Raw genomic sequence first — 22,112 nt, 5'->3', positions numbered from 1 at the left:
TTACCCTTCCTTCTCAATGATTTCCAGGCATTCACGAAGCATTACTCCGTATTCAGACTTGCCCGGGCATACATAGGTACACAATGCTAAATCTTCTTCGTCCAGCTCAAGACAGCCAAGACGCTGAGCACTATCCACATCGCGTGCACACAGGTCACGTAGCAGTGGCGTCGCTTCCATATCAAGAGGCAGTACTTTTTCAAAGTTGCCGATTGGAACCATGGCACGCTCACCACCGTTCAGAGCCGTTGTCATATTAAACAGCTGGCCTTTGAACAGATGAGAAAGGAAAGACTTAGTTACAGAGAATTTGTTTTTACCCGGCATCGCCCAGCCAAACAGTTCTTTATCGCGACCTTCGCGCAATACGGAAACCTGCTGGTGATAACGGCCAAGGTAAGCGTGAGGACCAGAAGCTTTGGTACCGGAAAGAACGCTTCCTGAGATAGCACGAACTTCGCCCGGCATCAGCTCACCATCAAGGATATCATCGGTGCATGCACCAAGCTGAGTACGTACCAGACGAGGGGTGGTAACGACAGGACCCGCAAGAGAAATAACACGGTCTGTGTAGATTTCACCTGTCAGGAACAACTTACCGAACGCGATAACGTCCTGATAGTTGATGCCCCAGGCAACATGTTCCATGCTTACCGGGTACAGGTGATGCATATGAGTACCAACAAGGCCCGCTGGGTGCGGTCCGTCGAACATATGCTCTTCAACATTAGGCTTTTCGCTCTTTGGTAAGCTGTGCTCACCTTTACAAACGTAAACCTTACCGTCAGTCAGAGTGGATAGCAGATCAAGACCCGCTACAAAAGCTTCCTGCTGCTCATTGATAATAACTTCAGGATCAGCCGCCAATGGATTGGTATCCATTGCAGTAACAAAAATCGCCTGAGTTGATGAGTCAACAGCCGGAACCTTGCTAAACGGACGAGTACGCAAAGCAGTCCAGACACCAGAGTCAATCAGCTGCTTCTTAACCGTTTCACGGTCAAGTTCAGCGATGGCTTTAGCATCGAAGCTATCGAAAGTGATCTGCTCATCACCTGCCACTTCAATCACAACAGACTGAAGGACACGTTTTGCGCCACGATTAATTTCGATAACTTTACCACTTGCAGGAGAAGTGAATACCACACCAGGATTCTTCTTATCAGCAAAAAGAACCTGACCTTTTTTCACTTCATCATCAACGCGAACATGCATGGTAGGTCGCATGCCAACGTACTCTTCGCCAAGCAAGGCGACTTTTTTGACGGTTTTACCGTCATTAATCACCTGGGCAGGAGCTCCCGAGATCGGAAGATCTAAGCCCTTCTTTATTGTAATCATACGCACTTGCACTATTTTATCGGGAAAAAGATTCTTATGATTGCGTAGTTTTTAGACACGACAATGTGTGTCCGGTCTTGGCTTTCGGTGAGCCAAAATCGCAACATCCTATTAAATATTAGCCTTCACTTATGTTAGCTGGAGGCTTTCCAGAGCTGACAGTTTAGCATTTTTACAGAGCCGCTTGCCATGCTCAACTTAGCCATTAATGCTTTATTTTTCTTAATATAGCATCAACTTCTGTAATAAATAGTAATAACTTTGAACTGTCGCACAATTGTTCAAATCAGGCGCTTAAAAGCACTAGATACACCCATAAACTGTAGCTATTAACCTTTACATTTTCCTAATTCAGAAATGCGAAAAATTTAACAAATCGCCCTTTCTGAAGCCGGTCAACAATAGCACCACAGCCGGGTATTTATTTATCACCACCTTTGCACTTCACAGAATCCGGAGCGACTTCACCCCGCTCCTCTTTCCACTCAAAGATGGTATAAGTGTGTATTGAAAGCGCATGAATATGTTCTTTTAGTTCCTCTGCCAGAGCTTCGTTGACTTTTCTGTGACGCGCAATTGGTCTCAACCCTTCAAAAGAGTCACTGACAACAACGACTTTAAAGTGGCTTTCAGAGCCCGGGGGAACATTATGCAGATAACTTTCGTTTATAACCTGAAGGTAACTGGGGTTCAGGGCCTGGTGTAACTTCGTTTCTATCACTTCTTGAAGCATATTCTTTCCTGTTACATCCGTAGGCAATACAAAGGGGATATGGTACTGAAACCCAACATAGACTGTAATACCCCAATGTGAGTAATTCTTCCTGCGATTTTTGTGACATCAACACCCCCTGTTTCCAGGTCTGATATATTGGTTTCCTGTTCCTGCCACATCTGAGACAATACGCCAAAATATCCAGTATCAAGAAGAATTCATAATGAGTGACGTTAAAACTCAACTCACACTGCAAGAGCGGACACTAAACCTGCTGCGCTTTCCAAAACGGGCTAATGAAACTTTCCAGGCATGGGATGCCGGCGACGAATATCTGATCAAGCACCTTGAAGAGTCAGGACTGGGCGAAAACAAAAACATTCTTATCCTAAATGATAATTTCGGCGCCCTCTCCTGCTGGTTCTCTGAAAAGCATAACGTCACCATGATGAGTGATTCCTATATCTCTCACAAAGCAACGCTAAAGAACCTGCAACGTAATCAGTGCCGTCATATTGAGTTTCTTACCGCGATGGATAAGTTACCTGAAGATATCGATCTGGTTCTGCTGCAGATCCCGAAGAACAACCGCTTTCTTACCTGGCAACTCCACCAGCTAAGAACTCAGCTACCGGAAGGTTGCCCGGTTATCGCAGTTAACAAAGTAAAAGAGATCCACACCTCTACTTTAAAGCTGTTTGAGAAATATCTTGGCACCACAACGACCTCTCTGGCCTGGAAAAAGCACAGATTAGTGTTTTCACAGCCAGACTGCGGGGTTAAACAAGAGGTAGAAGCCGTAACAGAGTGGAAAGTGGATGGTGAAAACTTCACGCTGAAAAACCTGCCAAATGTCTACTCTGGTGAAAGTCTGGATCTGGGAGCCCGCTTTATGCTTGAAAATCTCCCGGTAGATCCCACGCTGCGGCATATCATAGATCTCGGCTGCGGCAACGGCGTACTTTCAGTAAAAGCCGGTCAGCTAAACCCACAGGTCCGGATCACCAGTGTTGATGAAAGCTTTATGGCCATAGAGTCCGCAAAGCGGAATCTTATTGATAACCTTGGTGAAGGGCGGGATATCCAGTGCATTGCCAACAACTGTCTGGATGGGTTTGAGCAGGAAAGCGCATCTCTGGTTCTGTGCAACCCGCCTTTCCACCAGCAGTATACAATTACGGATCATATTGCCTGGCAGATGTTCTGTGATGCTAAGCATGTTCTTAGCACGGGGGGAAAATTAATAGTTATAGGTAACCGTCACCTGGGCTACGATGTTAAGTTAGGACGCCTGTTTGGAAAATCACAGGTTGAAGTCATCGCTTCCAATAAAAAGTTTGTTATATTACAGGCTACTAAATAGATACGAGCCAAAGACAGGCTAGGCTAAAAGGGAAACTATTTTATGAAGAAAATCATCATTGCTGCCTCACTGGCTTTTCTGGCGGCGTGCTCATCGTCACCGCAGCAGACACAGATTAGCTTTAACCCAAAAACAACAACAAGCCAGAACCGGGTTGTAGATAACAAGACTTTTACTCTGACCAGCCGGGATATCCGCTCTGCTCAGTATGTCGCTCTGATCGATACCGGACGCAGCAATATTGAACCGGTCCACGCGCAGCAGAATGTACGAATCACTCTGGAAACCGCGCTGCAGGAGCAGTTCCGCTCACAGGGCTATTATATTTCAGTAAACAGCCAGAATACGGTTGAACTGGAAGTTCAGGAACTTCTGGTGAATGTAAGACACAGTGTGATGGCAAATGAAATGGATGCAAAAGTCACCATTAAGCTGACCGCTGAAACGCCAGCCGGAAAGCTGGTTAAAACATACAACGGCACCGCAGCCAAGTCGGGCGCATTCAGTGCCTCTGACGCTCAGATTGAAATGGTTATTAATGATATCACCAGCCTGGTATTGGAAGATATTGCCAATGATCAGGAACTTACCAACTACATGAAGGAACGTTTCTAATGCGTAGATTTTTTATCTCTCTACTTTGTCTGTTTAGCGCAACGGCTTTTTCTGCCCCAACGGTTGTGGTTGATACCACAATGGGCACATTTGAAGTTGAGCTGTATTCTGAAAAAGCACCGATAACCGTTGAAAACTTCCTGACTTACGTAAAAGACGGCAGCTATGAAGGCTCTATCTTCCACAGGGTTATTCCGGGCTTTATGGCTCAGGGCGGTGGTTTTGATACAGATATGAAGCGCCTGAAATCCAATGCTCCAATCAAAAATGAAGCGAGCAACCGCGTACTGAATGAAACAGCAACCATTGCGATGGCAAGAACTAAAGCGGCTGATTCAGCAACCCGTCAGTTTTTCATTAACTATGCAGACAATGATTTTCTGGACTTCACCCACACCAATCCGGGATACGCGGTATTTGGTAAAGTGACTAAAGGTTTTGAAGTTGTACAGGAAATGGCTAAACAGCCAACTGCCTCTCTGGAACGTTATCATGACGTACCGGTCACAGCGATTGTGATCAATAAAATAACCATAAAATAAAATCAATTGAGGCAGCTTAGCTGCCTCTTTTCACGTCAGGCTACCAACCGGAGTGCACAATGACTAAAAATATGTCGTGGGCTGAAACTATTCGCAGCTATATGGACAGACGCCTGCTTTGGGTGTTTATGCTGGGGTGCTCCAGCGGTTTTCCATGGGTACTAATCGGCTCTAATATGTCCGGCTGGCTGAAAGATGCAGGCCTTACCCGCGCCGCTATCGGCTATTTCGGCTCTATCTTTGCTGTCTACGCTATTAACTTTCTCTGGGCACCTCTGGTTGACCGGATGAAACTGCCGCTACTGGGCTCATGGCTAGGCCAGAGAAGGAGCTGGATCTTTTTATGTCAGGCCGTGATCCTGGTAAGCACACTGACCATTGCCGGTGTTAACCCGGCTAATAATCTTATGATAACCTCCATGCTGGCACTGGGAATTGCCATTGCTTCAGCAACCCAGGATATTGCCGTGGATGCGTTCCGTATCGATACCTTCCCTAAGTCTGAGTCCAGCAAGTTACCACAGGCTTCAGCTATGGCGGTAATGGGCTGGTGGACAGGCTACTCGCTTCCGGGGTATCTGGCATTTATTAACGCTGACAGCATCGGCTGGAACGGCGTTTACTACGGTATGGCCGCTATTGTGATTCTGCTGATGATCTTTACCCTGCTAACCGGCGAACCGACAACCGCGCGGGAACAGCTGCAAGAACAGGCCGAGGAAAGGCACAGTAAACTTGTTGGCTCAAGAGTCGTTGCCTGGCTAACCGTAACTGTGGCAGAACCATTCCTGGATTTCTTCAGACGAAACGGTGTGCAGGTAGCACTTACACTTCTGCTGTTTGTCTTCCTGTTTAAGATTGGTGAAGCCTTCCTGGGCCGGATGTCCATCGTATTCTATAAAGAAGTCGGTTTCAGCAATGAACAGATTGGTCACTACTCCAAGCTGATTGGATGGTGGGTCACCATCTTCTTCACCCTTGTGGGCAGTATGTTTAATGTGAAGTTTGGTATCGTAAGAGGCCTGATGATTGGTGGTATTGCCATGGCAGCCAGTAACCTGATGTTCTCCTGGATTGCCAATGTGGGACCAAGTGAAAACCTGTTCCTGGCAACCATTATCGTAGATAACTTCACCACAGCGTTCTCAACCGTCGCCTTTGTATCCTTCCTGACGGTACTGACAGGCCAGGCTTTCTCAGCGACACAGTATGCCCTGCTCGCCTCTCTGGGTAACTTCGGCCGAACCACATTAGCCTCCTTCAGCGGCGAACTGGCAGACTACCTCAACGACTGGTCACTGTTCTTCGTCCTGACCGCAGTAATGGTAATTCCAAGCTTGCTAATGCTATGGTCACTAAGACACTATTTCCACGATCTGCTTGAAAAAGCAAAGGCTAGAGAAGACTGATACTTTTAGGGGGCGCAAGCCCCCTTTACCTGTAACCCTAACTCTTATACACAAATGTTAAAGTGACCAGAGAACGGTTCTCCCCCTTGAGTGAAAAAGCCTAACTGGTTGATAAAGCTAATAGAAGGGGGAGTTAGAGGGGGTTGGTTATACCATGCATGGTTAAACCACCAAAACTTAAGCTCATGAGAAACAACCCCTCCCTGCCTCCCCTTCGATGCTACTTCTTCGAAAACCCTTCCTTTCGAGGCTAAGGGGAGGAGCATTCTTTGACTCCTTAAACTTGTGTATAAGAGTCAGCCCCATAGCCCCATAGCCCCATAGCCCCATAGCCCCATAGCCCCATAGCCTAAGGATACATCCCCCTCCCAAACATATTAAAAACCCTCGCAACCCCCTGAGTAAAAACCATAGGTTCAGTAAGAATAGTCAGACAAAGACAATCCTGATCCTCCGGCGTTTCCGGTGAATGTTTAACACTGCCGTCAGTCACAATAAAGTCACCCGCCTTGTAGGTTCCGTTCTCATCTCTAAAACTGCCATGCAGCACCAGTGTCGACTCAATGCCTTTGTGGGTATGCTGAGGCACGGTCACTCCCTTGTTAATATACAAAAGGTTCATTCTTGCCGGCTCATCAACTTTCAGCTGAGCACTGTAAACCTTGCCGCCATAACTGTGCCACTTAGTAATGCGTCTGCTCAGCCTGCTCAGCGAGCGAGGCAATACAAAGCTCTTACCGTTAACTTCAATATGGCTGTTTGCCTCAGTTTTTACCTGCGTATTGTCCTTCGGCAAAGCTGTAATCCCTTCCAGCATGGCTTCAAAATCATCATCAAAATCCATATCCGGAAAACAGGCTAACTCTTTAGAAAGTTCCTCTTCCAGTGACTCTACCTTAAACTTGCACTCGTGGCATACTTCCAGATGAGCAGCAACAGCAACGCCATTACACGCGTCTATCGTGCCATCCGCATACGCCAGCAACATCTCTTCGCTTGGGTGATAGCTCATAACTGCTCCGAATTCATTGTCTGTTTTAACTTCTCAACCGCCAGTCTTAATCTGGATTTCACGGTTCCTATGGGTATATCCAGTCTTTCAGCCGCTTCCTGCTGAGATATATCATCCACGTAAACCGCTTTGACCACATCTCTCTGATTATCCGGCAGCATATGCAGATACCTCATGACCTGCTCTTTCAGAATCATCTGCTCCGGAGAATAGTGCTCAACCAGATCTGGCGGTGAATACTCTCCCGGCCAGATGTCGTCGGACTCTATGCTGAGCTCTTTGCCTTTCTGCTTGCGCAGCATATCAAAGCAGAGATTCCTGGCCAGTGTATAAATCCAGGTAGACAACGCACTCTTTTCAGGATCAAACATATGCGACTTCTGCCAGACAGCAGCCATAGTGTCCTGCACCAGCTCAAGCGCCACCTGCTCATTATTGATCTTCTTCATTAAAAACTGCTTTAAGCGAGGAGTGAAATAACGAAAGATAACGGCATAGGCCCGCTTATCCTCACTTTTTACCCGCTCCATGCATTCTGCCCAATCCTGCCTGGACATTGACTGAGCATTTTCAACAGTGATAGCCATATCACATCTCCGGGGAAAGGGAGTCAGCCCCCTCATGTATAGGTTACTCTGTTTCAGCATAGACGCCTGCTGCCTTTCCTGCATAAAACCAGATAAAACTTCCATACCTTCAACCCCAATAAGATGCTCAGTAACTTATACGGGAAAATGCTAATTTGGATCACAAGGGACTTTTAATCCGACAGACACAGAATTTAATCCATAGTTAAAATGCAAAAACTCGCGGCCATTCAAGCAGCAAATGGTCCAAACTGCTTGAACTTACAGTTGCGAGAAATATCACAATTTATTTTAATTTTCATACTATTAGCCGCTTTTCATTAAGCTATTTCTCGCTATTATTCTCGCCTCCCGAATCAGGGAAAGAACCAGCTCAATCAATCGCAACCAATTGATTAAAAAGAGTTATAGCTGGCAGGCATTTCTCACATATATAAAGAGTCTCTTATGCGTAAATCATTTCTCACTCTTAGCCTTTTAGCCGCCACTTCAGCGCCGGTATTTGCAGCTGATTATTCAGATGGCGATATTCATAAAAACGACTATCAATGGTCTCAGTTCAATCTAATGTATGCCGTTGGTGAACTGCCAGGAGAGTCCAACCACGATTATCTGGAAATGGAATTCGGTGGCCGCTCCGGTATTTTCGATCTGTATGGTTATGTTGATGTATTTAACCTGACGTCCGATTCAAGCAGTGACAAAGCTGGTAAGGATAAGATCTTTATGCAATTTGCTCCGCGTATGTCTCTGGATGCAGTCACCGGAAAAGATCTCTCCTTCGGAGCCGTTAAAGAGCTCTATATTGCATCCGTGATGGAATGGGGTGGCAATGACGGTAGTACCAATAACCAAAAAATCGGTCTTGGCTCAGATATCGAGCTGCCCTGGTTTGGCAAAGTAGGCCTGAACCTGTACGGAACTTATGATGGCAACCATAGTGACTGGAATGGCTATCAGATTTCTACCAACTGGTTTAAGCCTTTCTACACCTTCGGAAACGGTTCTTTTGTCTCTTACCAGGGTTACATTGATTACCAGTTTGGTATGAAAGATGAGTACTCATCTTCAAGTACTGGTGGTGGTATGTTCAACGGTATTTACTGGCACTCCGAGCGTTACGCTGTGGGTTATGGTCTTAAACTTTATCAGGACATTTACGGTATTGAAGACTCAAGCGCTCTGAAAACAAGCGGGGTAAGCCATTATTTCGATGTGACTTATAAATTCTGATGTAGAGTTAACCGGTTTATTCGCCTCTACAGCGCGTTGATAGTAGATCCCCGCCTTCGCGGGGATGACTTCATCTGGAGCGATGCCATACTTAGACCATTCAGACTAATCATCACTTTTTTATTTGGTTTTCAAACCATTCACCGCTATCCTTCCCCGATAATTCTTCTGCTTTAAGAGAACAAGTCTTTGAATATCACAGTACTGGGCGCCGGAGCAATCGGCTCTCTCTGGGCATATAAGCTATCTCAGGCCGGGCATACCGTTTCAGTCTGGACAAAGTCCTCTGAAGAGAGCCGTTACCCAATTCAGCTGGATGAAAACGCAGAGATAGTATTGCCGGCGAACAGCAAAGAGTCGCTTGGTAATAGCGATCTGATTCTTATCACAGTAAAAGCCTGGCAGGTAAAAGAGGCTATTTTACCTCTGATACAAGATATCCATCCCGATACTATTTTGCTGCTTATGCATAACGGTATGGGTGCAGTGGATGAAATTAAGCAGCAGCTGGCAGACTTTCCGGTAGTTTTAGCGACGACAACTCAGGCTGCTTATAAGCCAGAGAAAAGCCACGTTCTGCATACCGGCAAAGGAACCACTCAACTGGGGGCCTTCAATGACAAGGGAAACCATTGCCAGTTTCTGGCTGAGGTACTCAACCACGCCCTTGCAGAAGTGATCTGGAACGACAATATTTATCATGCACTCTGGAATAAACTTGCTATTAACTGTGCTATTAATCCTCTGACAGCCATTCATCAGATAAAAAACGGGCAGCTCTCGGATGCTGCGTTTCAGGATCAACTGGAAGAGATAGTGGCAGAAGTGGCAAAAGTTATGAGTCAGGAAAAAGTGTTAACCAGCAAAGAGGAGCTGCTTGGATCGGTACAGAAGGTGATTAACGCCACGGCTGAAAACAACTCCTCCATGCAACAGGACATTTTGCATAAAAGACGAAGTGAAATTGACTATATTAATGGTTATCTCTGCCGCGTTGCCGGGAAGCACTTAATCGCAACACCACAGAACAACAAACTCTATCAACAGATAAAAGATATAGAACAAGGCTGGAAATTATGAGTAAAAAAATACTTGTCCCTATCGCTCCCGGTACCGAAGAGATGGAAGCGGTAACCATTATCGATATCCTTGTTCGCGCCGGTTACGATGTGACAGTCGCCAGTGCAGACTTCGAAGGCCGGTTGACAATGAAAGCCTCCCGCGGCGTTACTCTTACCGCAGACTGTAAACTTGTGGATGTTGCCGATGATGAGTTTGACGTAATCGCTCTGCCTGGCGGTGTCGGGGGCTCAGAAACATTCAGAGACAGCACTCTGCTGGTTGAAATGGTTAAACAGCAAAAGTATGACGGACGCTGGATGGCGGCTATCTGCGCAGCACCGGCATTAGTGCTGCAAAGCCACAATATTTACCCGGGTGCACTTATGACCTGTCACCCTTCATTCCAGAGCCATATCCCGGAAGATTGCTGGCGGGTAAAACGGGTCACTATTGATATCAACAACAAACTAATCACCAGTCAGGGGCCGGGCTCTGCGCTGGAGTTTGCAATGGAAATCATTATACAGCTCTCAGGTAAAGAGCATGCGTGGAAAGTTGCCGAACCTATGGTAACCCTGCCAAATCTTCATTACCAGGAGATGAGTGAATCGTGAAGTTTGATGTAAACGCAGTTAAAGCTCAGTTTCCGGCTCTGGCTGATGAGTCTCTGGTATACCTTGATAGTGCAGCTACAACGCAAAAACCCCAGGCCGTTATCGAAGCAATAACCCAGTACTACAGCAGTCAGAATGCCAATGTGCACAGAGGCAGCCATAGCCTGACAGCCCATGCGACCAACCGGTTTGAGCAGGCGCGTGAAATCGTGCGCCAGTTTATTGGTGCTGCCAGCGTAAAAGAGATTGTCTGGACAAGAGGTGCAACTGAGGCTCTTAACCTGATCGCTCAAACCTGGGCAAGAAGCACGCTGAGCAAAGGCGATACAATCCTTGTGGGTGAATCTGAACACCACGCCAATATTGTTCCCTGGCAGATTGTCGCTGAGCAGACCGGAGCCTCTGTGGTAAAGATTCCGGTTAAGAGAGATGGTCACCTTTGTCAGGAAACATACCAGTCACTGCTTGATGAAGACCGTGTAAAAATGGTTGCGGTTGCTCATATCACCAATGTCACCGGCAGCAGAAACCCTATCGAGAGCATGATTAAGCTGGCTCACGAAGCCGGTGCAAAAGTGGTCGTTGACGGCTCTCAGGGAATAGTTCACGAGAAGCTCGATCTTGTCATGCTTGATGCCGACTTCTACGTGTTCTCCGGGCACAAGATCTACGCCCCGACAGGTATTGGCGTGCTCTACGGCAAGCGAGAACTTCTGGAAACTATGCCCCCATGGCACGGCGGCGGAAAAATGGTTCAGAAGGTCTCATTTGAAGGCACCACCTACTCCGAACTTCCCGGTAAGTTTGAAGCAGGAACGCCAAATATAGCCGGTGCAATCGCCCTGGCAGAAGCGATCAACTGGTATCAGCAATTTGATATCACAGCAATTGAGCAACATATTTCAGACCTCCAGCAACTTACCTATACCAAACTCTGCGAGCTGGACGATATAGAGATCATTGGCTACCAGAAAGGAGCCAGCGTTATCAGCTTCGTTATGGATGGCGTCCATCATCAGGACATTGCCACACTGCTGGATAAGCAGGGAATCGCTGTACGTTCAGGGCATCATTGTGCTCATCCGCTAATGGATGCTTTTGGTATTAAAGGGACAGTCCGGGTTTCTTTTGGGGTTTATAATACGGTGGAGGATGTGGAGAGGTTTGTTGCTGGGGTGGTTAAGGCGGTGGGTATTTTGTAGGGGTTATGGGGTTATGGGGTTATGGGGTTATGGGGCAAGATTTGATTCGACTGCACATGATGTCAAGCTTTATTAGCTTTTCCCTATAGCCTTATCTCCCTCAAGGACGAAGTCCGTCCCCATCCCCCTTTATGCTTTTCCCCATAACCTTATATTTCCTTCAAATCCTTCCGCAAAACATAAAACACAACAACCCCAACCACAACATTCGAAACCGGATAAGCCAACCAGACCCCTTCCAGCCCGAACCACATTGGCAGTATCAGCAGAAACGGCAGTTGAGCCAGCATATTTCCGCCTGTGGTAAACATGGCTTTTTTACTGCTACCCACAGACTGATAATAAGCAGCGGCAACCACGATAAAGCCATCTAAAAACAGAGTGATCATGTGCAGGCGGATACCTAAGGTGGTGGCTTCCATCAGCTCAGAGTCCTGGGCATTGAAGACCGAAATGATGGGTTCCGGGCACAGGTTGATCACAAGGGTAAAAAATACTCCCAGCAACACTGAAACCCACATGGCCAGATTCAGTAGCTTACGCACCAGTTCAGGCTTGTTCGCGCCATGATTAAAGCTCGCCAGCGGTTGCATACCATTCGCGACACCTTCAACCGTCAGATAATAGATCGTCACGATATACCCGATAATGGCGTAGGCGCCTACCACCAACACACCGCCATGCTGAGCGAACATCCAGTTATGAACTGCAACCATAACTGAACCGTAAACATACATAAAAAAGCTGGAGAGGCCGATTGCGAAGATCTGAGGCAGCTCTTCAAACCTCACGGTAAGTCCGGACAGCGAGAGGCGCATGGTAGAACGCCGGCTGAAAAAGTATCCGATACCGGAAATCGTGGTAACAAGCTGTGCGATAGCCGTTGCAACCGCAGCTCCGGTCAACTCCCAGCCCAGCACGCCGATCAGCAGGTAATCCAGCGCGATATTAATAAGGGCACCGGCCACCATTAACAGTGTCGCCAGCTTCGGACTGTTATCATTACGGATAAGAAACGGCAGCGCTATCGAACCTAAAGAAACCAGGCTGGCAACAACTAAAATATCCAGATACTGCTTACCAAGCTCAAATACCCGCCCTTCCACACCCTGAAGGAGTAATAGCTGATCAGAATAAAAGTACAGAAATAGCCCGATTACCGGATACAATCCAAGCAGGCAAATCAAACCTGTACTAATTATCTGCTTTGCTTTACCCCTGTTTTCAGCGCCAAGGTTGATAGAAGATAGAGCTCCGGTTCCCACTCCAACCATCATGCCAATGCCCATTACAGAGCCGATAACAGGCCATGCTACATTGATACCCGCCAAACCGTCAGCACCAACATACTGACCGATAAATATGCCATCGATAACCTGATACAGGCCGTTAACCAGCATGGCTGCTACCGTGGGCAAGGTGTAGTGCCAGAACTGTTTATAAATAGACTTGGACATCTTTGCTCTCTTTTTTTCGTTAGCATAGCTAACTAATTAAATAAACTAACACACTATTAATAGCTGAAAACTACTTCATCATCTTGGTAAAAATCGCAACAATTTGCTCTGCTTCTTCTGCAGTAATGCGCTTTTCTAATTTAGCCGCAATAATGGAGTTAACCTTCTCTTCCAGCGAGAGATCATTTTTCGCTTTTTCAGTAAGAATGACTCTTTTTACCCGTGCATCTTCAGCACAGCAGGTTCGCTGAACCAGTCCCTTCTTCTCAAGCCTTACAATCATATTTGACGCAGAAGGTTTGGCTACCATCATCTCCTTGGCGAGATCCGTAATTCGTATTGGCTCTTTCGATAGTTGTATGACCTTTAGGTAGTCAAACTCATTAAAACTGAGCTTCGCCATTGGATCTTCTTTTGAATAAGCACGCCACTCTCTTGAAAGAAAGCGCTCAAAGTCGAATAAAACGGATTTCAAGGACATAACAACACCTTTAGTTAGCCAGGCTAACTATTTTAATGTTATTGGTATTTATTGCAATGGTATTTTGGTGTAGGTGGCGGATATCTCGTTCCTACGCTCCGCGTGGGAACGAAGAGTAATTCTTAAGCAACAAAAAAAGCCAGCACAGGCTTAATCCCATACTGGCTTTCTCTCCCAGGGCCAATTACTAGTTTTTCGCTTCCAGAGTCCCCTTCTTCTCCATCGCTTTCCGAGCCTCTTTAACTTCATCAAAGATCCGCCCCAGCTCAAGGAAAGAGTACCTGTGCTCAACATATTCATAAACGTTAAATGAAAGTGCCAGCTTGTATAAAGCAATGGCATTGGCGAAATCACCTTCAAACTGGTAACGCTTGCCCAGGTAAAAATAGGCTTCTGTCAGGCGCTGTGCCAGAAGGACGTTGTCTCTGGTGCCGGTCAGCACGGCTTTAAAGGCGTCTTCTTCGGTGACATCTTTTAGCATAATGGCAACCAGAACCCAGCCCCATAGCTCACTGCGGTTCTGATATCTTTGGGTTAAATGCTCAACGGCCGCCTGCTCATCTAAATCTCTTTCCACAATATAGAGCCAGAGCGCACGGAATGGGTCTTCCGGATCATCCTGATAGTGCGCCTTCATCTCTTCAAAAGCCAACTCTGTACGGCCACCATAGTAGAGTGCAATGGCTCTGTTGCGTTCTGCATACTGGTTACTTGGGTCAAGCTCAAGCGTTGAATCAAAGGCTTCGTAGGCGGCATCAAACTCGCCTACCTGAGTGTAATAGACGCCAAGCAGGTTAAAGATATCCGGCTGCGCTGGGTTCATGCTCAGTGACTGATTGAAATCAAGGCGGGCAAGATCTCTTAGCCCCAGACTGTCGTAATAGCTGCCACGCTCATAGAACATCTTGGCGCGGACTTCATCATCAAGATCTGGTCTCTGCAGTAGCTGATTCAGACGGGCGACCTGAACCTCCTGCTGAATACTCGGCTGCAAAGGAACAGCCATTGGCGGATATACCCAGCTATTTTTAGGCTCACTGTCACCGGTAGACGCACAGCCTGACAAAACAGCCAGAACGCCCAGCCCAATCAATCGAAACCATTTCACGTAAACATCTCTCCTGTCTGGCTTCCCTAAAAAAACAAAGGGGAGCGTAATGCTCCCCTTTATAACAGCTTTGCAGCTTTTACGCTACAAACGAAACCATTACTCTGCTTCTGGTGCAGAACCTTCCGCTGCTGAATCAGCTTCTGCTGGTTTTTCAACAGCTTCTTTCATGCTCAGACGAACACGACCCTGACGGTCAATCTCAAGAACCTTAACCTTAACTTCCTGACCTTCAGACAGGTAGTCAGCCACTTTCTCGATACGCTTGTCAGCAATCTGAGAGATGTGAACAAGGCCATCTTTACCAGGAAGAACGGTAACGAATGCACCGAAGTCAGCAAGACGTGCAACCTTACCAGTATAGATGCGGCCAACTTCAACTTCTGCAGTGATCTCTTCGATACGACGGATAGCGTCTTTCGCCTGGTCACCATCTGTTGCAGCAATCTTGATAGTACCGTCGTCTTCGATTTCGATAGTTGTACCAGTCTCTTCAGTCAGCTGACGGATAACTGCACCACCTTTACCGATTACGTCTTTGATCTTCTCAGCGCTGATCTTCATTGTGTGAATGCGAGGAGCGAACTCAGAGATCTCTTCACGAGCACCAGAGATTGCTTCGTCCATCACAGTCAGGATGTGCTTACGAGCACCCTGTGCCTGGTTCAGAGCGATCTGCATGATCTCTTTAGTGATACCTTCAATCTTGATATCCATCTGAAGAGCAGTAACACCAGTGTTAGTACCTGCTACTTTAAAGTCCATGTCACCAAGGTGGTCTTCGTCACCCAGGATGTCAGAAAGAACAACAAAGTCGTCGCCTTCTTTAACAAGACCCATTGCGATACCCGCAACAGAAGACTTGATTGGCACACCAGCGTCCATAAGAGCCAGAGAAGTACCACATACAGAAGCCATTGAAGATGAACCGTTAGATTCTGTGATTTCAGAAACAACGCGTACTGTGTACGGGAATTCTTCAACTGAAGGCATTACCGCAGCAATACCGCGCTTAGCCAGTTTACCGTGGCCGATTTCACGACGCTTAGGAGAACCAACAAAGCCAGTTTCACCAACACAGTATGGAGGGAAGTTGTAGTGAAGCAGGAAGTGATCTTTACGCTCGCCAGTCAGCTCGTCAATGATCTGAGCATCACGCTGAGTACCAAGCGTTGCTGTAACCATTGCCTGAGTTTCACCACGGGTAAATAGCGCGCTGCCGTGTGTACGAGGAAGAACGCCAGTACGAACGTCAAGCGCACGAACCATATCTTTTTCACGGCCGTCGATACGTGGGTTACCAGCGATGATGCTGCGACGTACAACCGTCTTCTCCAGATCGTGGAAGATAGTGTGAATTTCTTTCGTGTTCGCTTCAGGATCTTCAGCCAGCAGAACTTCGTTTACTTCTGCAGAGATCTCATTGATACGATCATAACGAGCCATTTTCTCAGTGATCTGATAAGCCTCAACAAGCTTAGCTTCTGCCAGTTCAGCAATCTTAGTCTTAAGCGCTGTGTTCTCTTCAGGAGCAACCCAATCCCACGCTGGAGTAGCTACTTCTGCTGCAAATTCGTTGATAGCAGTGATAACAGCTTGCTGCTGATCGTGACCATATACAACCGCTGAAAGCATCTCTTCTTCAGTCAGGTTGTCTGCTTCAGATTCAACCATCAGTACTGCACCTTCTGTACCTGCAACAACAAGGTCAAGGCGAGAAGATTCCAGCTCAGTCTGGCTTGGGTTAAGAACCAGCTGACCATCAATGTGACCAACACGAGCAGAGCCGATAGGACCGTTAAACGGGATACCAGAGATAGCAAGAGCAGCAGAAGTACCAATCATGGTAACGATATCTGGCTGAACGTCCGGGTTTACAGAAACAACTGTAGCAATTACCTGTACTTCGTTTTTGAACTCGTCAGGGAATAGCGGACGGATTGGACGGTCGATAAGACGAGCTGTCAGAGTTTCGCCTTCAGAAGGACGACCTTCACGCTTGAAGAAACCGCCAGGGATTTTACCTGCTGCGTAAGTACGCTCCTGGTAGTTAACTGTCAGAGGGAAAAAGTCCTGACCTTCTACTGCTTCTTTTTTACCAACAACAGAAACGAATACGGCTGTATCGTCCATTGTTACCATTACGGCAGCAGTTGCCTGACGTGCAATTACGCCAGTTTCTAGAGTTACGGTGTGGTTACCGTACTTAAATGTTTTTACGACTGGATTCGCGAACATTATATTTCCTTAAGATATTAGTAAAAACACCTTCTCGGTATTACCAATCGCGACTAATGAAAAGCTTCTGCAACAGAGGCTTTTCATTAGCCGCGACCTTATGGTCGACTGCGGGTGACTGCAATACTCGATTAAGTGTCGGATAAACTGACTAAACCAGAATTGGTCGGGCTGTAGTATAGATGAAATTGAAAGTAAGTGCAGGTAATTAAGCCTAAAAATGGCTTAGAAACAAAAAAAGGAGCCCGAAAGCTCCTTTTTTCTACAAACTGATCTTAGCGACGTAGGCCCAGACGTTTGATTAGGTCGTGGTAACGATCCAGGTCTTTACCTTTCAGGTAGTCCAGAAGCTTACGACGACGAGAAACCATGCGTAGAAGACCGCGACGGCTGTGGTGGTCTTGCTTGTGGTTTGCAAAGTGACCCTGTAGGTGGTTGATAGAAGCAGTTAGCAGAGCTACCTGTACTTCTGGTGAACCTGTGTCGCCTTCGCTACGTGCGTATTCAGCAACTACTGCTGCTTTAGTTTCTGCATTCAGAGACATAATCTTTTCCTAATACATAAATGTTAAACACTGTACCAGCCAATCTCTGATTCAGCCGGTACGAGAAGCGCGGATTATACGGGTTGCGCGCGGGGATGGCAAGGGGATTTTTGGGCCCTGGGCCCTGGGGGCGGACTACGCCCTATAGGCCCTGGGAAAGTAGGAATATTTACTCCCAGGGCCCAGCAGGGCGAAGCCCGAACCCAGGGCCCAGGGCCCCAAAAACCTACCTAAAAACAACTAAACGTTTAGGCGCAATCTTCCCATCATCATCAATTTCACCAACCCCGATAAACAGCTTCTCTTCCCCGCTGGTCATGCGAACCTGACCTTCAGTTGGAGCGCCGAATACCTGTACCGGCTGGCCGTGCTGAACCATATCGGTCAGCTCAGGGATAAGATTAACTTCCGGCAGATCCTGTACCGCTGTATCCATTGGCATCAGGATTGGGTCCAGCAGCTCTTTTGGCTGAATGTCCTGCTCGCGTGCTTTTTCCAGAAGTGCTTCTAAGTCTTCCAGAGTCACCATTCGCTCATACGGATAGTCTGAAACTCCGGTACGGCGAAGGTAAGTCACGTGTGCGCCGCAGCCCAGCATTTCGCCAAGGTCATCAACTATGGTGCGGATGTAAGTACCTTTAGAGCAGTGTACTTCCATCTCTACTTCATGACCTTCAAAGCGAAGAAGCTCGATAGAGTAAACGGTGATCTTACGGGATTCACGAGGAACTTCGATACCTTCACGGGCGTATTCGTACAGAGGCTTGCCCTGGTACTTAAGTGCTGAAAACATCGAAGGGATCTGATCCGTTTCACCACGGAATTTCGCAATGCAACGCTCAAGCTGACCACGGTCCACTTTCACCGGACGGGTTTCTACCACTTCACCATCAGAGTCTGAGGTGTTAGTACGTTCGCCAAGTTTTGCAATCACGCGGTAGCGCTTATCTGAGTCCAGAAGGAACTGAGAAAACTTGGTTGCTTCACCCAGGCAGATTGGCAGCATGCCGGTTGCCAGTGGATCAAGCGCGCCTGTGTGGCCTGCTTTCTCAGCAAAGTAGATGCGCTTTACTTTCTGCAGCGCATCGTTAGAAGAGATACCTGTTGGCTTGTCTAAAAGGACAATACCATTTACCGGACGACCTTTACGACGACGAGCCATTACTCTTCTTCCTCACGACCGGATTCCTGAGCGCGCTGCTTGTCACTGTTTACTACTTCGGTAACAAGGTTAGACATGCGCATACCTTCAACAAGCGTGTTGTCATAGGTAAAGCGAACTTCCGGAGTCAGACGAAGACGGATGCGCTTGCCAAGCATCATACGGATATGCGCTTCATGCTCTTTCAGAGCAGCAAGGCTGGATTCCGGCGTCTGCTCACCCACACAAAGGAAAGTAACAAATACTTTCGCATACGCAAGGTCACGTGAAACCTCAACGTCAGAAATGGTTACCATGCCCATACGGGAGTCACGGATTTCTCTTTGCAGAATCACTGCAAGTTCTTTTTGTAATTGCTGCGACACGCGCTGCGTGCGGCTAAATTCTTTTGACATAATTTTTCTCTCTCAGTCATCCACTAAAGCTGCTGTGATTTGGTTTAGTGGTATTGGTGGAGCAAATGTAAATGTGCATGGACGCACATTTCCAAGCGCTCAAGGACGGCTTGAGCGTTTTGCGGAACCAATGCCACTGAGCCAAATCATTCCACCTTAGCAAGATAGAAGAAAATATGGGGGGATGGTATCAACCAGCCCCCCATGGCGTATTCAACAACCAACTATTGAAATCAAAGCACCCGGCTTCCCAGGGCCCAGGGCCTAAAAACCAAGGGCCCTGTCTCCAACAATCTTAGTCAATATTTCTATTAATCAAGCGTACGCTTAACTTCGACAGTTTCGAATACTTCGATCTGGTCACCAACGCGAACATCATTGTAGTTCTTAACACCGATACCACATTCGTAGCCGTTCTTAACTTCCTGAACGTCATCTTTAAAGCGACGTAGTGATTCTAGCTCACCTTCGTAGATAACAACGTTATCACGCAGTACGCGGATTGGGTTGTTACGCTTAATCAGACCTTCAGTAACCATACAACCTGCGATAGCACCAAGCTTAGGCGACTTAAATACGTCACGAACTTCAGCAAGACCAATGATCTCCTGCTTGAATTCAGGTGCAAGCATACCGCCCATAGCCTGCTTAACTTCGTCAATCAGCTGGTAGATGATTGAGTAGTAGCGCAGATCAAGGTTCTCAGCTTCGATTGTACGGCGAGCAGATGCATCAGCACGAACGTTGAAACCAAGGATGATTGCGTTAGATGCTGCTGCAAGTACTGCGTCAGTTTCAGTAATACCACCAACACCAGAACCAACAACGCTTACTTTAACTTCGTCAGTAGACAGTTTCAGTAGTGAGTCTGTGATCGCTTCTACAGAACCCTGTACGTCCGCTTTCAGTACTACATTCAGCTCTGCTACTTCGCCAGCTTCCATGTTAGAGAACATGTTCTCAAGCTTAGCCTTCTGCTGGCGAGCCAGTTTAACATCACGGAATTTACCCTGACGGTAGTTAGCAACTTCACGCGCTTTACGCTCATCACGAACAACTGTCGCTTCATCACCGGATGCCGGAACACCAGACAGACCGATAATTTCTACAGGAATAGAAGGACCAGCTGTAAAGATTTCCTGACCGTTTTCATCGCGCATTGCACGAACACGACCATACTCCTGACCACAAAGAAGGATATCACCTTTGTTAAGAGTACCTGACTGAACAAGCACTGTAGCAACCGGACCACGGCCTTTATCAAGACGCGATTCAACAACCACACCAGATGCCATGCCTTCTGAAACTGCAGTCAACTCCAGAACTTCTGACTGAAGAAGAATAGTTTCAAGCAGACCGTCGATGTTAGTGCCCTGTTTCGCAGAGATGTGAACAAACATGTTCTCACCGCCCCACTCTTCAGGAATAACGTCGTACTGAGCAAGCTCGTTCTTAACGTTGTCAGGGTTCGCATCTTCTTTATCAATCTTGTTTACAGCAACAATCAGAGGTACATCCGCCGCTTTTGCGTGCTGGATTGCTTCAATTGTCTGTGGCATTACACCATCGTCCGCTGCAACAACAAGTACTACGATATCCGTTGCCTGAGCACCACGAGCACGCATTGCGGTAAAGGCTGCGTGTCCAGGAGTATCCAGGAAGGTAATCATACCGTTCTCAGTTTCTACGTGGTATGCACCGATGTGCTGTGTAATACCACCCGCTTCACCTGAAGCAACGTGTGCCTTACGGATGTAGTCCAGTGTCGATGTCTTACCGTGGTCAACGTGACCCATAATAGTCACAACCGGTGCACGTGGCACTGCTTCAAACGTATCATCACGGTCAGACAGTACAGCTTCTTCCAGCTCGTTTTCTTTGCGAAGAACAACCTTGTGGCCCATCTCTTCAGCTACAAGCTGTGCTGTTTCCTGGTCGATTACCTGGTTGATAGTCGCCATAGCGCCCATCTTCATCATCACCTTGATAACTTCTGTCGCTTTAACCGACATCTTGTTAGCAAGTTCAGACACAACGATAGTTTCACCGATTACAACGTCCTGCTTAGCAACCGTTGCTGTCTTATCGAAACCGTGCTGCATGGAAGTTGGCTTAGCCAGCTTGCCTTTGTTGCGACCCTTGCCCTTGCCACGCTGGTTACGACCACCGCGGTTATTCTGAGCTGGTGAATCGTCATCACCGCCAGCCTTCTTCTTACGCTGCTTGCGTCGGCCACTGTCAGCACGACGGTCTGCTTCGTCTTCCGCTTCACGAGCATAGGTAGATGTTGTTGTATGATAGTCAACATCGTCTTCTTTTTTCTTTTCCGCCTCAGACCAGCGAGCTTCGTTTTCTTCTGCCAGCTTACGGGCTTCTTCAACGAGTTTAGCGGCTTCTTGTTCCGCTTTACGCTTAGCTTCTTCTTCCTGACGGCGTTTTAGTTCTTCCGCTTCTTTCTGCGCTGCTTTTTGCATAGCTTTATCTGCTGGATTCTCTTCTGGCTTCGCTGCGTCTTCAGACTTACGTTTTGCTTCAGCTTCACGCTTAGCTTCTGCTTCGCGTTTTGCTTTCTCTTCTGCTTCACGTTTTGCTGCTTCTTCAGCTTCGCGTTTTGCTGCTTCTTCAGCTGCACGCTTAGCTTCTGCTTCGCGTTTTGCAGCCTCTTCCGCTTCGCGTCTCGCTGCTTCTTCAGCTTCACGCTTAGCTTCTTCATCTACGGCACTGCGTTTAACGTATGTACGTTTTTTGCGCACCTCTACCTGCACATTTTTACTCTTACCGCCGCTCGCTGCAACATTTAATGTGCTGCGAGTTTTGCGTTGAAGCGTTAAACGCGTAGGTTGCGCCTCTCCAGATGTGTCACCGTGCTCTTTTTTCAGGTGAGTAAGAAGCTGCTGCTTCTCCTCTTCTGAAACCATGTCAGCACCCGACTTTTTCATTCCTGCATCGGCAAGTTGTTCAATTAAGCGATCAACCGGCGTACCGATCTCTTCACTCAGGGATTTTACTGTAAGTTGCGTCATTCGCTACC

Annotated in this window: 20 protein-coding genes; 8 read left to right on the top strand and 12 right to left on the bottom strand. The window is 47.3% G+C overall.

Annotation, left to right across the window (positions count from 1 at the left end):
• Nucleotides 1-1,341: a Na(+)-translocating NADH-quinone reductase subunit A gene (locus L3Q72_RS03340; RefSeq protein ID WP_275131263.1), complete on the bottom strand. Its 1,341-nt coding sequence runs from the start codon at nt 1,339-1,341 to the stop codon at nt 1-3.
• Between the two features lie 421 nt (nt 1,342-1,762).
• Entirely contained in the window at nt 1,763-2,074 is a 312-nt protein-coding gene (locus L3Q72_RS03335; RefSeq protein WP_275131262.1) for a BolA/IbaG family iron-sulfur metabolism protein, read from the bottom strand.
• Between the two features lie 205 nt (nt 2,075-2,279).
• Here L3Q72_RS03335 and L3Q72_RS03330 point away from each other — a divergent pair, with 205 nt between their 5' ends.
• The 4 genes from L3Q72_RS03330 to L3Q72_RS03315 are packed head-to-tail and all read left to right on the top strand — an operon-like array spanning nt 2,280 to nt 5,985.
• The gene (locus L3Q72_RS03330; RefSeq protein WP_275131261.1) at nt 2,280-3,419 is read left to right on the top strand and encodes a methyltransferase; all 1,140 of its coding nucleotides are present in this window, start codon (nt 2,280-2,282) and stop codon (nt 3,417-3,419) included.
• Between the two features lie 42 nt (nt 3,420-3,461).
• Nucleotides 3,462-4,034 carry a YajG family lipoprotein gene (locus L3Q72_RS03325; protein WP_275131260.1) on the top strand — a complete coding sequence of 191 codons (573 nt, stop codon included), beginning with the start codon at nt 3,462-3,464 and terminating at the stop codon, nt 4,032-4,034.
• Nucleotides 4,034-4,576 (top strand): peptidylprolyl isomerase, encoded by a 543-nt coding sequence (locus L3Q72_RS03320; protein WP_275131259.1) that lies wholly within the window; start codon nt 4,034-4,036, stop codon nt 4,574-4,576. Before L3Q72_RS03325 ends, L3Q72_RS03320 begins: the two co-directional genes overlap by 1 nt.
• Before the next feature lie 59 nt (nt 4,577-4,635).
• Nucleotides 4,636-5,985 carry an MFS transporter gene (locus L3Q72_RS03315; protein WP_275131258.1) on the top strand — a complete coding sequence of 450 codons (1,350 nt, stop codon included), beginning with the start codon at nt 4,636-4,638 and terminating at the stop codon, nt 5,983-5,985.
• 349 nt (nt 5,986-6,334) lie between these two features.
• On the opposite strand, the gene L3Q72_RS03310 is transcribed toward L3Q72_RS03315, so the two are convergent.
• Both L3Q72_RS03310 and L3Q72_RS03305 read right to left on the bottom strand, forming a co-directional pair.
• Nucleotides 6,335-6,997 carry a ChrR family anti-sigma-E factor gene (locus L3Q72_RS03310; RefSeq protein WP_275131257.1) on the bottom strand — a complete coding sequence of 221 codons (663 nt, stop codon included), beginning with the start codon at nt 6,995-6,997 and terminating at the stop codon, nt 6,335-6,337.
• Nucleotides 6,994-7,584: a sigma-70 family RNA polymerase sigma factor gene (locus L3Q72_RS03305; RefSeq protein ID WP_275131256.1), complete on the bottom strand. Its 591-nt coding sequence runs from the start codon at nt 7,582-7,584 to the stop codon at nt 6,994-6,996. The genes L3Q72_RS03310 and L3Q72_RS03305 overlap by 4 nt, the downstream gene beginning before the upstream one ends.
• 447 nt (nt 7,585-8,031) lie before the next feature.
• Between L3Q72_RS03305 and L3Q72_RS03300 the strand changes: the two genes are divergently transcribed.
• From L3Q72_RS03300 to L3Q72_RS03285, 4 genes are all read left to right on the top strand, one after another.
• Nucleotides 8,032-8,817 (top strand): outer membrane protein OmpK, encoded by a 786-nt coding sequence (locus L3Q72_RS03300; RefSeq protein WP_275131255.1) that lies wholly within the window; start codon nt 8,032-8,034, stop codon nt 8,815-8,817.
• A 189-nt stretch (nt 8,818-9,006) separates the two neighbouring features.
• Nucleotides 9,007-9,897 carry a 2-dehydropantoate 2-reductase gene (panE, locus tag L3Q72_RS03295; RefSeq protein ID WP_275131254.1) on the top strand — a complete coding sequence of 297 codons (891 nt, stop codon included), beginning with the start codon at nt 9,007-9,009 and terminating at the stop codon, nt 9,895-9,897.
• Nucleotides 9,894-10,493, top strand: a complete 600-nt coding sequence (locus L3Q72_RS03290) for a DJ-1 family glyoxalase III (protein WP_275131253.1) — start codon at nt 9,894-9,896, stop codon at nt 10,491-10,493. Before panE ends, L3Q72_RS03290 begins: the two co-directional genes overlap by 4 nt.
• Nucleotides 10,487-11,695, top strand: a complete 1,209-nt coding sequence (locus L3Q72_RS03285; RefSeq protein WP_275132063.1) for a cysteine desulfurase — start codon at nt 10,487-10,489, stop codon at nt 11,693-11,695. The genes L3Q72_RS03290 and L3Q72_RS03285 overlap by 7 nt, the downstream gene beginning before the upstream one ends.
• Before the next feature lie 149 nt (nt 11,696-11,844).
• Here L3Q72_RS03285 and L3Q72_RS03280 read toward each other — a convergent pair whose 3' ends face one another.
• The 8 genes from L3Q72_RS03280 to infB all read right to left on the bottom strand — a co-directional run bounded on the left by L3Q72_RS03280 (nt 11,845) and on the right by infB (nt 22,104).
• The gene (locus tag L3Q72_RS03280) at nt 11,845-13,152 is read right to left on the bottom strand and encodes an MATE family efflux transporter (protein WP_275131252.1); all 1,308 of its coding nucleotides are present in this window, start codon (nt 13,150-13,152) and stop codon (nt 11,845-11,847) included.
• 70 nt (nt 13,153-13,222) lie between these two features.
• A complete protein-coding gene (locus tag L3Q72_RS03275; RefSeq protein ID WP_275131251.1) occupies nt 13,223-13,633 on the bottom strand; it encodes a MarR family transcriptional regulator in 411 nt (136 codons plus the stop codon).
• 187 nt (nt 13,634-13,820) lie between these two features.
• The gene (gene nlpI, locus L3Q72_RS03270; RefSeq protein WP_275131250.1) at nt 13,821-14,741 is read right to left on the bottom strand and encodes a lipoprotein NlpI; all 921 of its coding nucleotides are present in this window, start codon (nt 14,739-14,741) and stop codon (nt 13,821-13,823) included.
• Nucleotides 14,742-14,840: 99 nt separating this feature from the next.
• Nucleotides 14,841-16,979 carry a polyribonucleotide nucleotidyltransferase gene (gene pnp / locus L3Q72_RS03265; protein WP_275131249.1) on the bottom strand — a complete coding sequence of 713 codons (2,139 nt, stop codon included), beginning with the start codon at nt 16,977-16,979 and terminating at the stop codon, nt 14,841-14,843.
• Nucleotides 16,980-17,254: 275 nt separating this feature from the next.
• Nucleotides 17,255-17,524, bottom strand: a complete 270-nt coding sequence (gene rpsO, locus L3Q72_RS03260) for a 30S ribosomal protein S15 (protein WP_275131248.1) — start codon at nt 17,522-17,524, stop codon at nt 17,255-17,257.
• Nucleotides 17,525-17,750: 226 nt separating this feature from the next.
• Nucleotides 17,751-18,686: a tRNA pseudouridine(55) synthase TruB gene (gene truB / locus L3Q72_RS03255; RefSeq protein WP_275131247.1), complete on the bottom strand. Its 936-nt coding sequence runs from the start codon at nt 18,684-18,686 to the stop codon at nt 17,751-17,753.
• Complete coding sequence (gene rbfA / locus L3Q72_RS03250; RefSeq protein ID WP_275131246.1) at nt 18,686-19,081, bottom strand: 30S ribosome-binding factor RbfA; 396 nt, start codon at nt 19,079-19,081, stop codon at nt 18,686-18,688. Before rbfA ends, truB begins: the two co-directional genes overlap by 1 nt.
• A 311-nt stretch (nt 19,082-19,392) precedes the next feature.
• A complete protein-coding gene (gene infB, locus L3Q72_RS03245) occupies nt 19,393-22,104 on the bottom strand; it encodes a translation initiation factor IF-2 (protein ID WP_275131245.1) in 2,712 nt (903 codons plus the stop codon).
• Nucleotides 22,105-22,112: the final 8 nt, after the last annotated feature.

Source organism: Vibrio sp. JC009 (assembly GCF_029016485.1).
In the GTDB taxonomy this organism is placed as follows: Bacteria; Pseudomonadota; Gammaproteobacteria; order Enterobacterales; family Vibrionaceae; genus Vibrio.
The sequence above is the reverse complement of the archived record's forward strand: the minus strand, read 5'-3'. Positions and strand labels throughout refer to the sequence as shown.

What these genes read in the sequence shown, in the direction of transcription:
- infB (WP_275131245.1), bottom strand. Translation starts at nt 22,104, where the DNA reads ATGACGCAACTTACAGTAAAATCCCTGAGTGAAGAGATCGGTACGCCG.
- L3Q72_RS03315 (WP_275131258.1), top strand. Translation starts at nt 4,636, where the DNA reads ATGACTAAAAATATGTCGTGGGCTGAAACTATTCGCAGCTATATGGAC.
- L3Q72_RS03330 (WP_275131261.1), top strand. Translation starts at nt 2,280, where the DNA reads ATGAGTGACGTTAAAACTCAACTCACACTGCAAGAGCGGACACTAAAC.
- L3Q72_RS03280 (WP_275131252.1), bottom strand. Translation starts at nt 13,152, where the DNA reads ATGTCCAAGTCTATTTATAAACAGTTCTGGCACTACACCTTGCCCACG.
- rpsO (WP_275131248.1), bottom strand. Translation starts at nt 17,524, where the DNA reads ATGTCTCTGAATGCAGAAACTAAAGCAGCAGTAGTTGCTGAATACGCA.
- L3Q72_RS03340 (WP_275131263.1), bottom strand. Translation starts at nt 1,341, where the DNA reads ATGATTACAATAAAGAAGGGCTTAGATCTTCCGATCTCGGGAGCTCCT.
- L3Q72_RS03300 (WP_275131255.1), top strand. Translation starts at nt 8,032, where the DNA reads ATGCGTAAATCATTTCTCACTCTTAGCCTTTTAGCCGCCACTTCAGCG.
- L3Q72_RS03290 (WP_275131253.1), top strand. Translation starts at nt 9,894, where the DNA reads ATGAGTAAAAAAATACTTGTCCCTATCGCTCCCGGTACCGAAGAGATG.
- rbfA (WP_275131246.1), bottom strand. Translation starts at nt 19,081, where the DNA reads ATGTCAAAAGAATTTAGCCGCACGCAGCGCGTGTCGCAGCAATTACAA.
- L3Q72_RS03305 (WP_275131256.1), bottom strand. Translation starts at nt 7,584, where the DNA reads ATGGCTATCACTGTTGAAAATGCTCAGTCAATGTCCAGGCAGGATTGG.
- truB (WP_275131247.1), bottom strand. Translation starts at nt 18,686, where the DNA reads ATGGCTCGTCGTCGTAAAGGTCGTCCGGTAAATGGTATTGTCCTTTTA.
- L3Q72_RS03310 (WP_275131257.1), bottom strand. Translation starts at nt 6,997, where the DNA reads ATGAGCTATCACCCAAGCGAAGAGATGTTGCTGGCGTATGCGGATGGC.
- L3Q72_RS03335 (WP_275131262.1), bottom strand. Translation starts at nt 2,074, where the DNA reads ATGCTTCAAGAAGTGATAGAAACGAAGTTACACCAGGCCCTGAACCCC.
- L3Q72_RS03320 (WP_275131259.1), top strand. Translation starts at nt 4,034, where the DNA reads ATGCGTAGATTTTTTATCTCTCTACTTTGTCTGTTTAGCGCAACGGCT.
- pnp (WP_275131249.1), bottom strand. Translation starts at nt 16,979, where the DNA reads ATGTTCGCGAATCCAGTCGTAAAAACATTTAAGTACGGTAACCACACC.
- L3Q72_RS03325 (WP_275131260.1), top strand. Translation starts at nt 3,462, where the DNA reads ATGAAGAAAATCATCATTGCTGCCTCACTGGCTTTTCTGGCGGCGTGC.
- L3Q72_RS03275 (WP_275131251.1), bottom strand. Translation starts at nt 13,633, where the DNA reads ATGTCCTTGAAATCCGTTTTATTCGACTTTGAGCGCTTTCTTTCAAGA.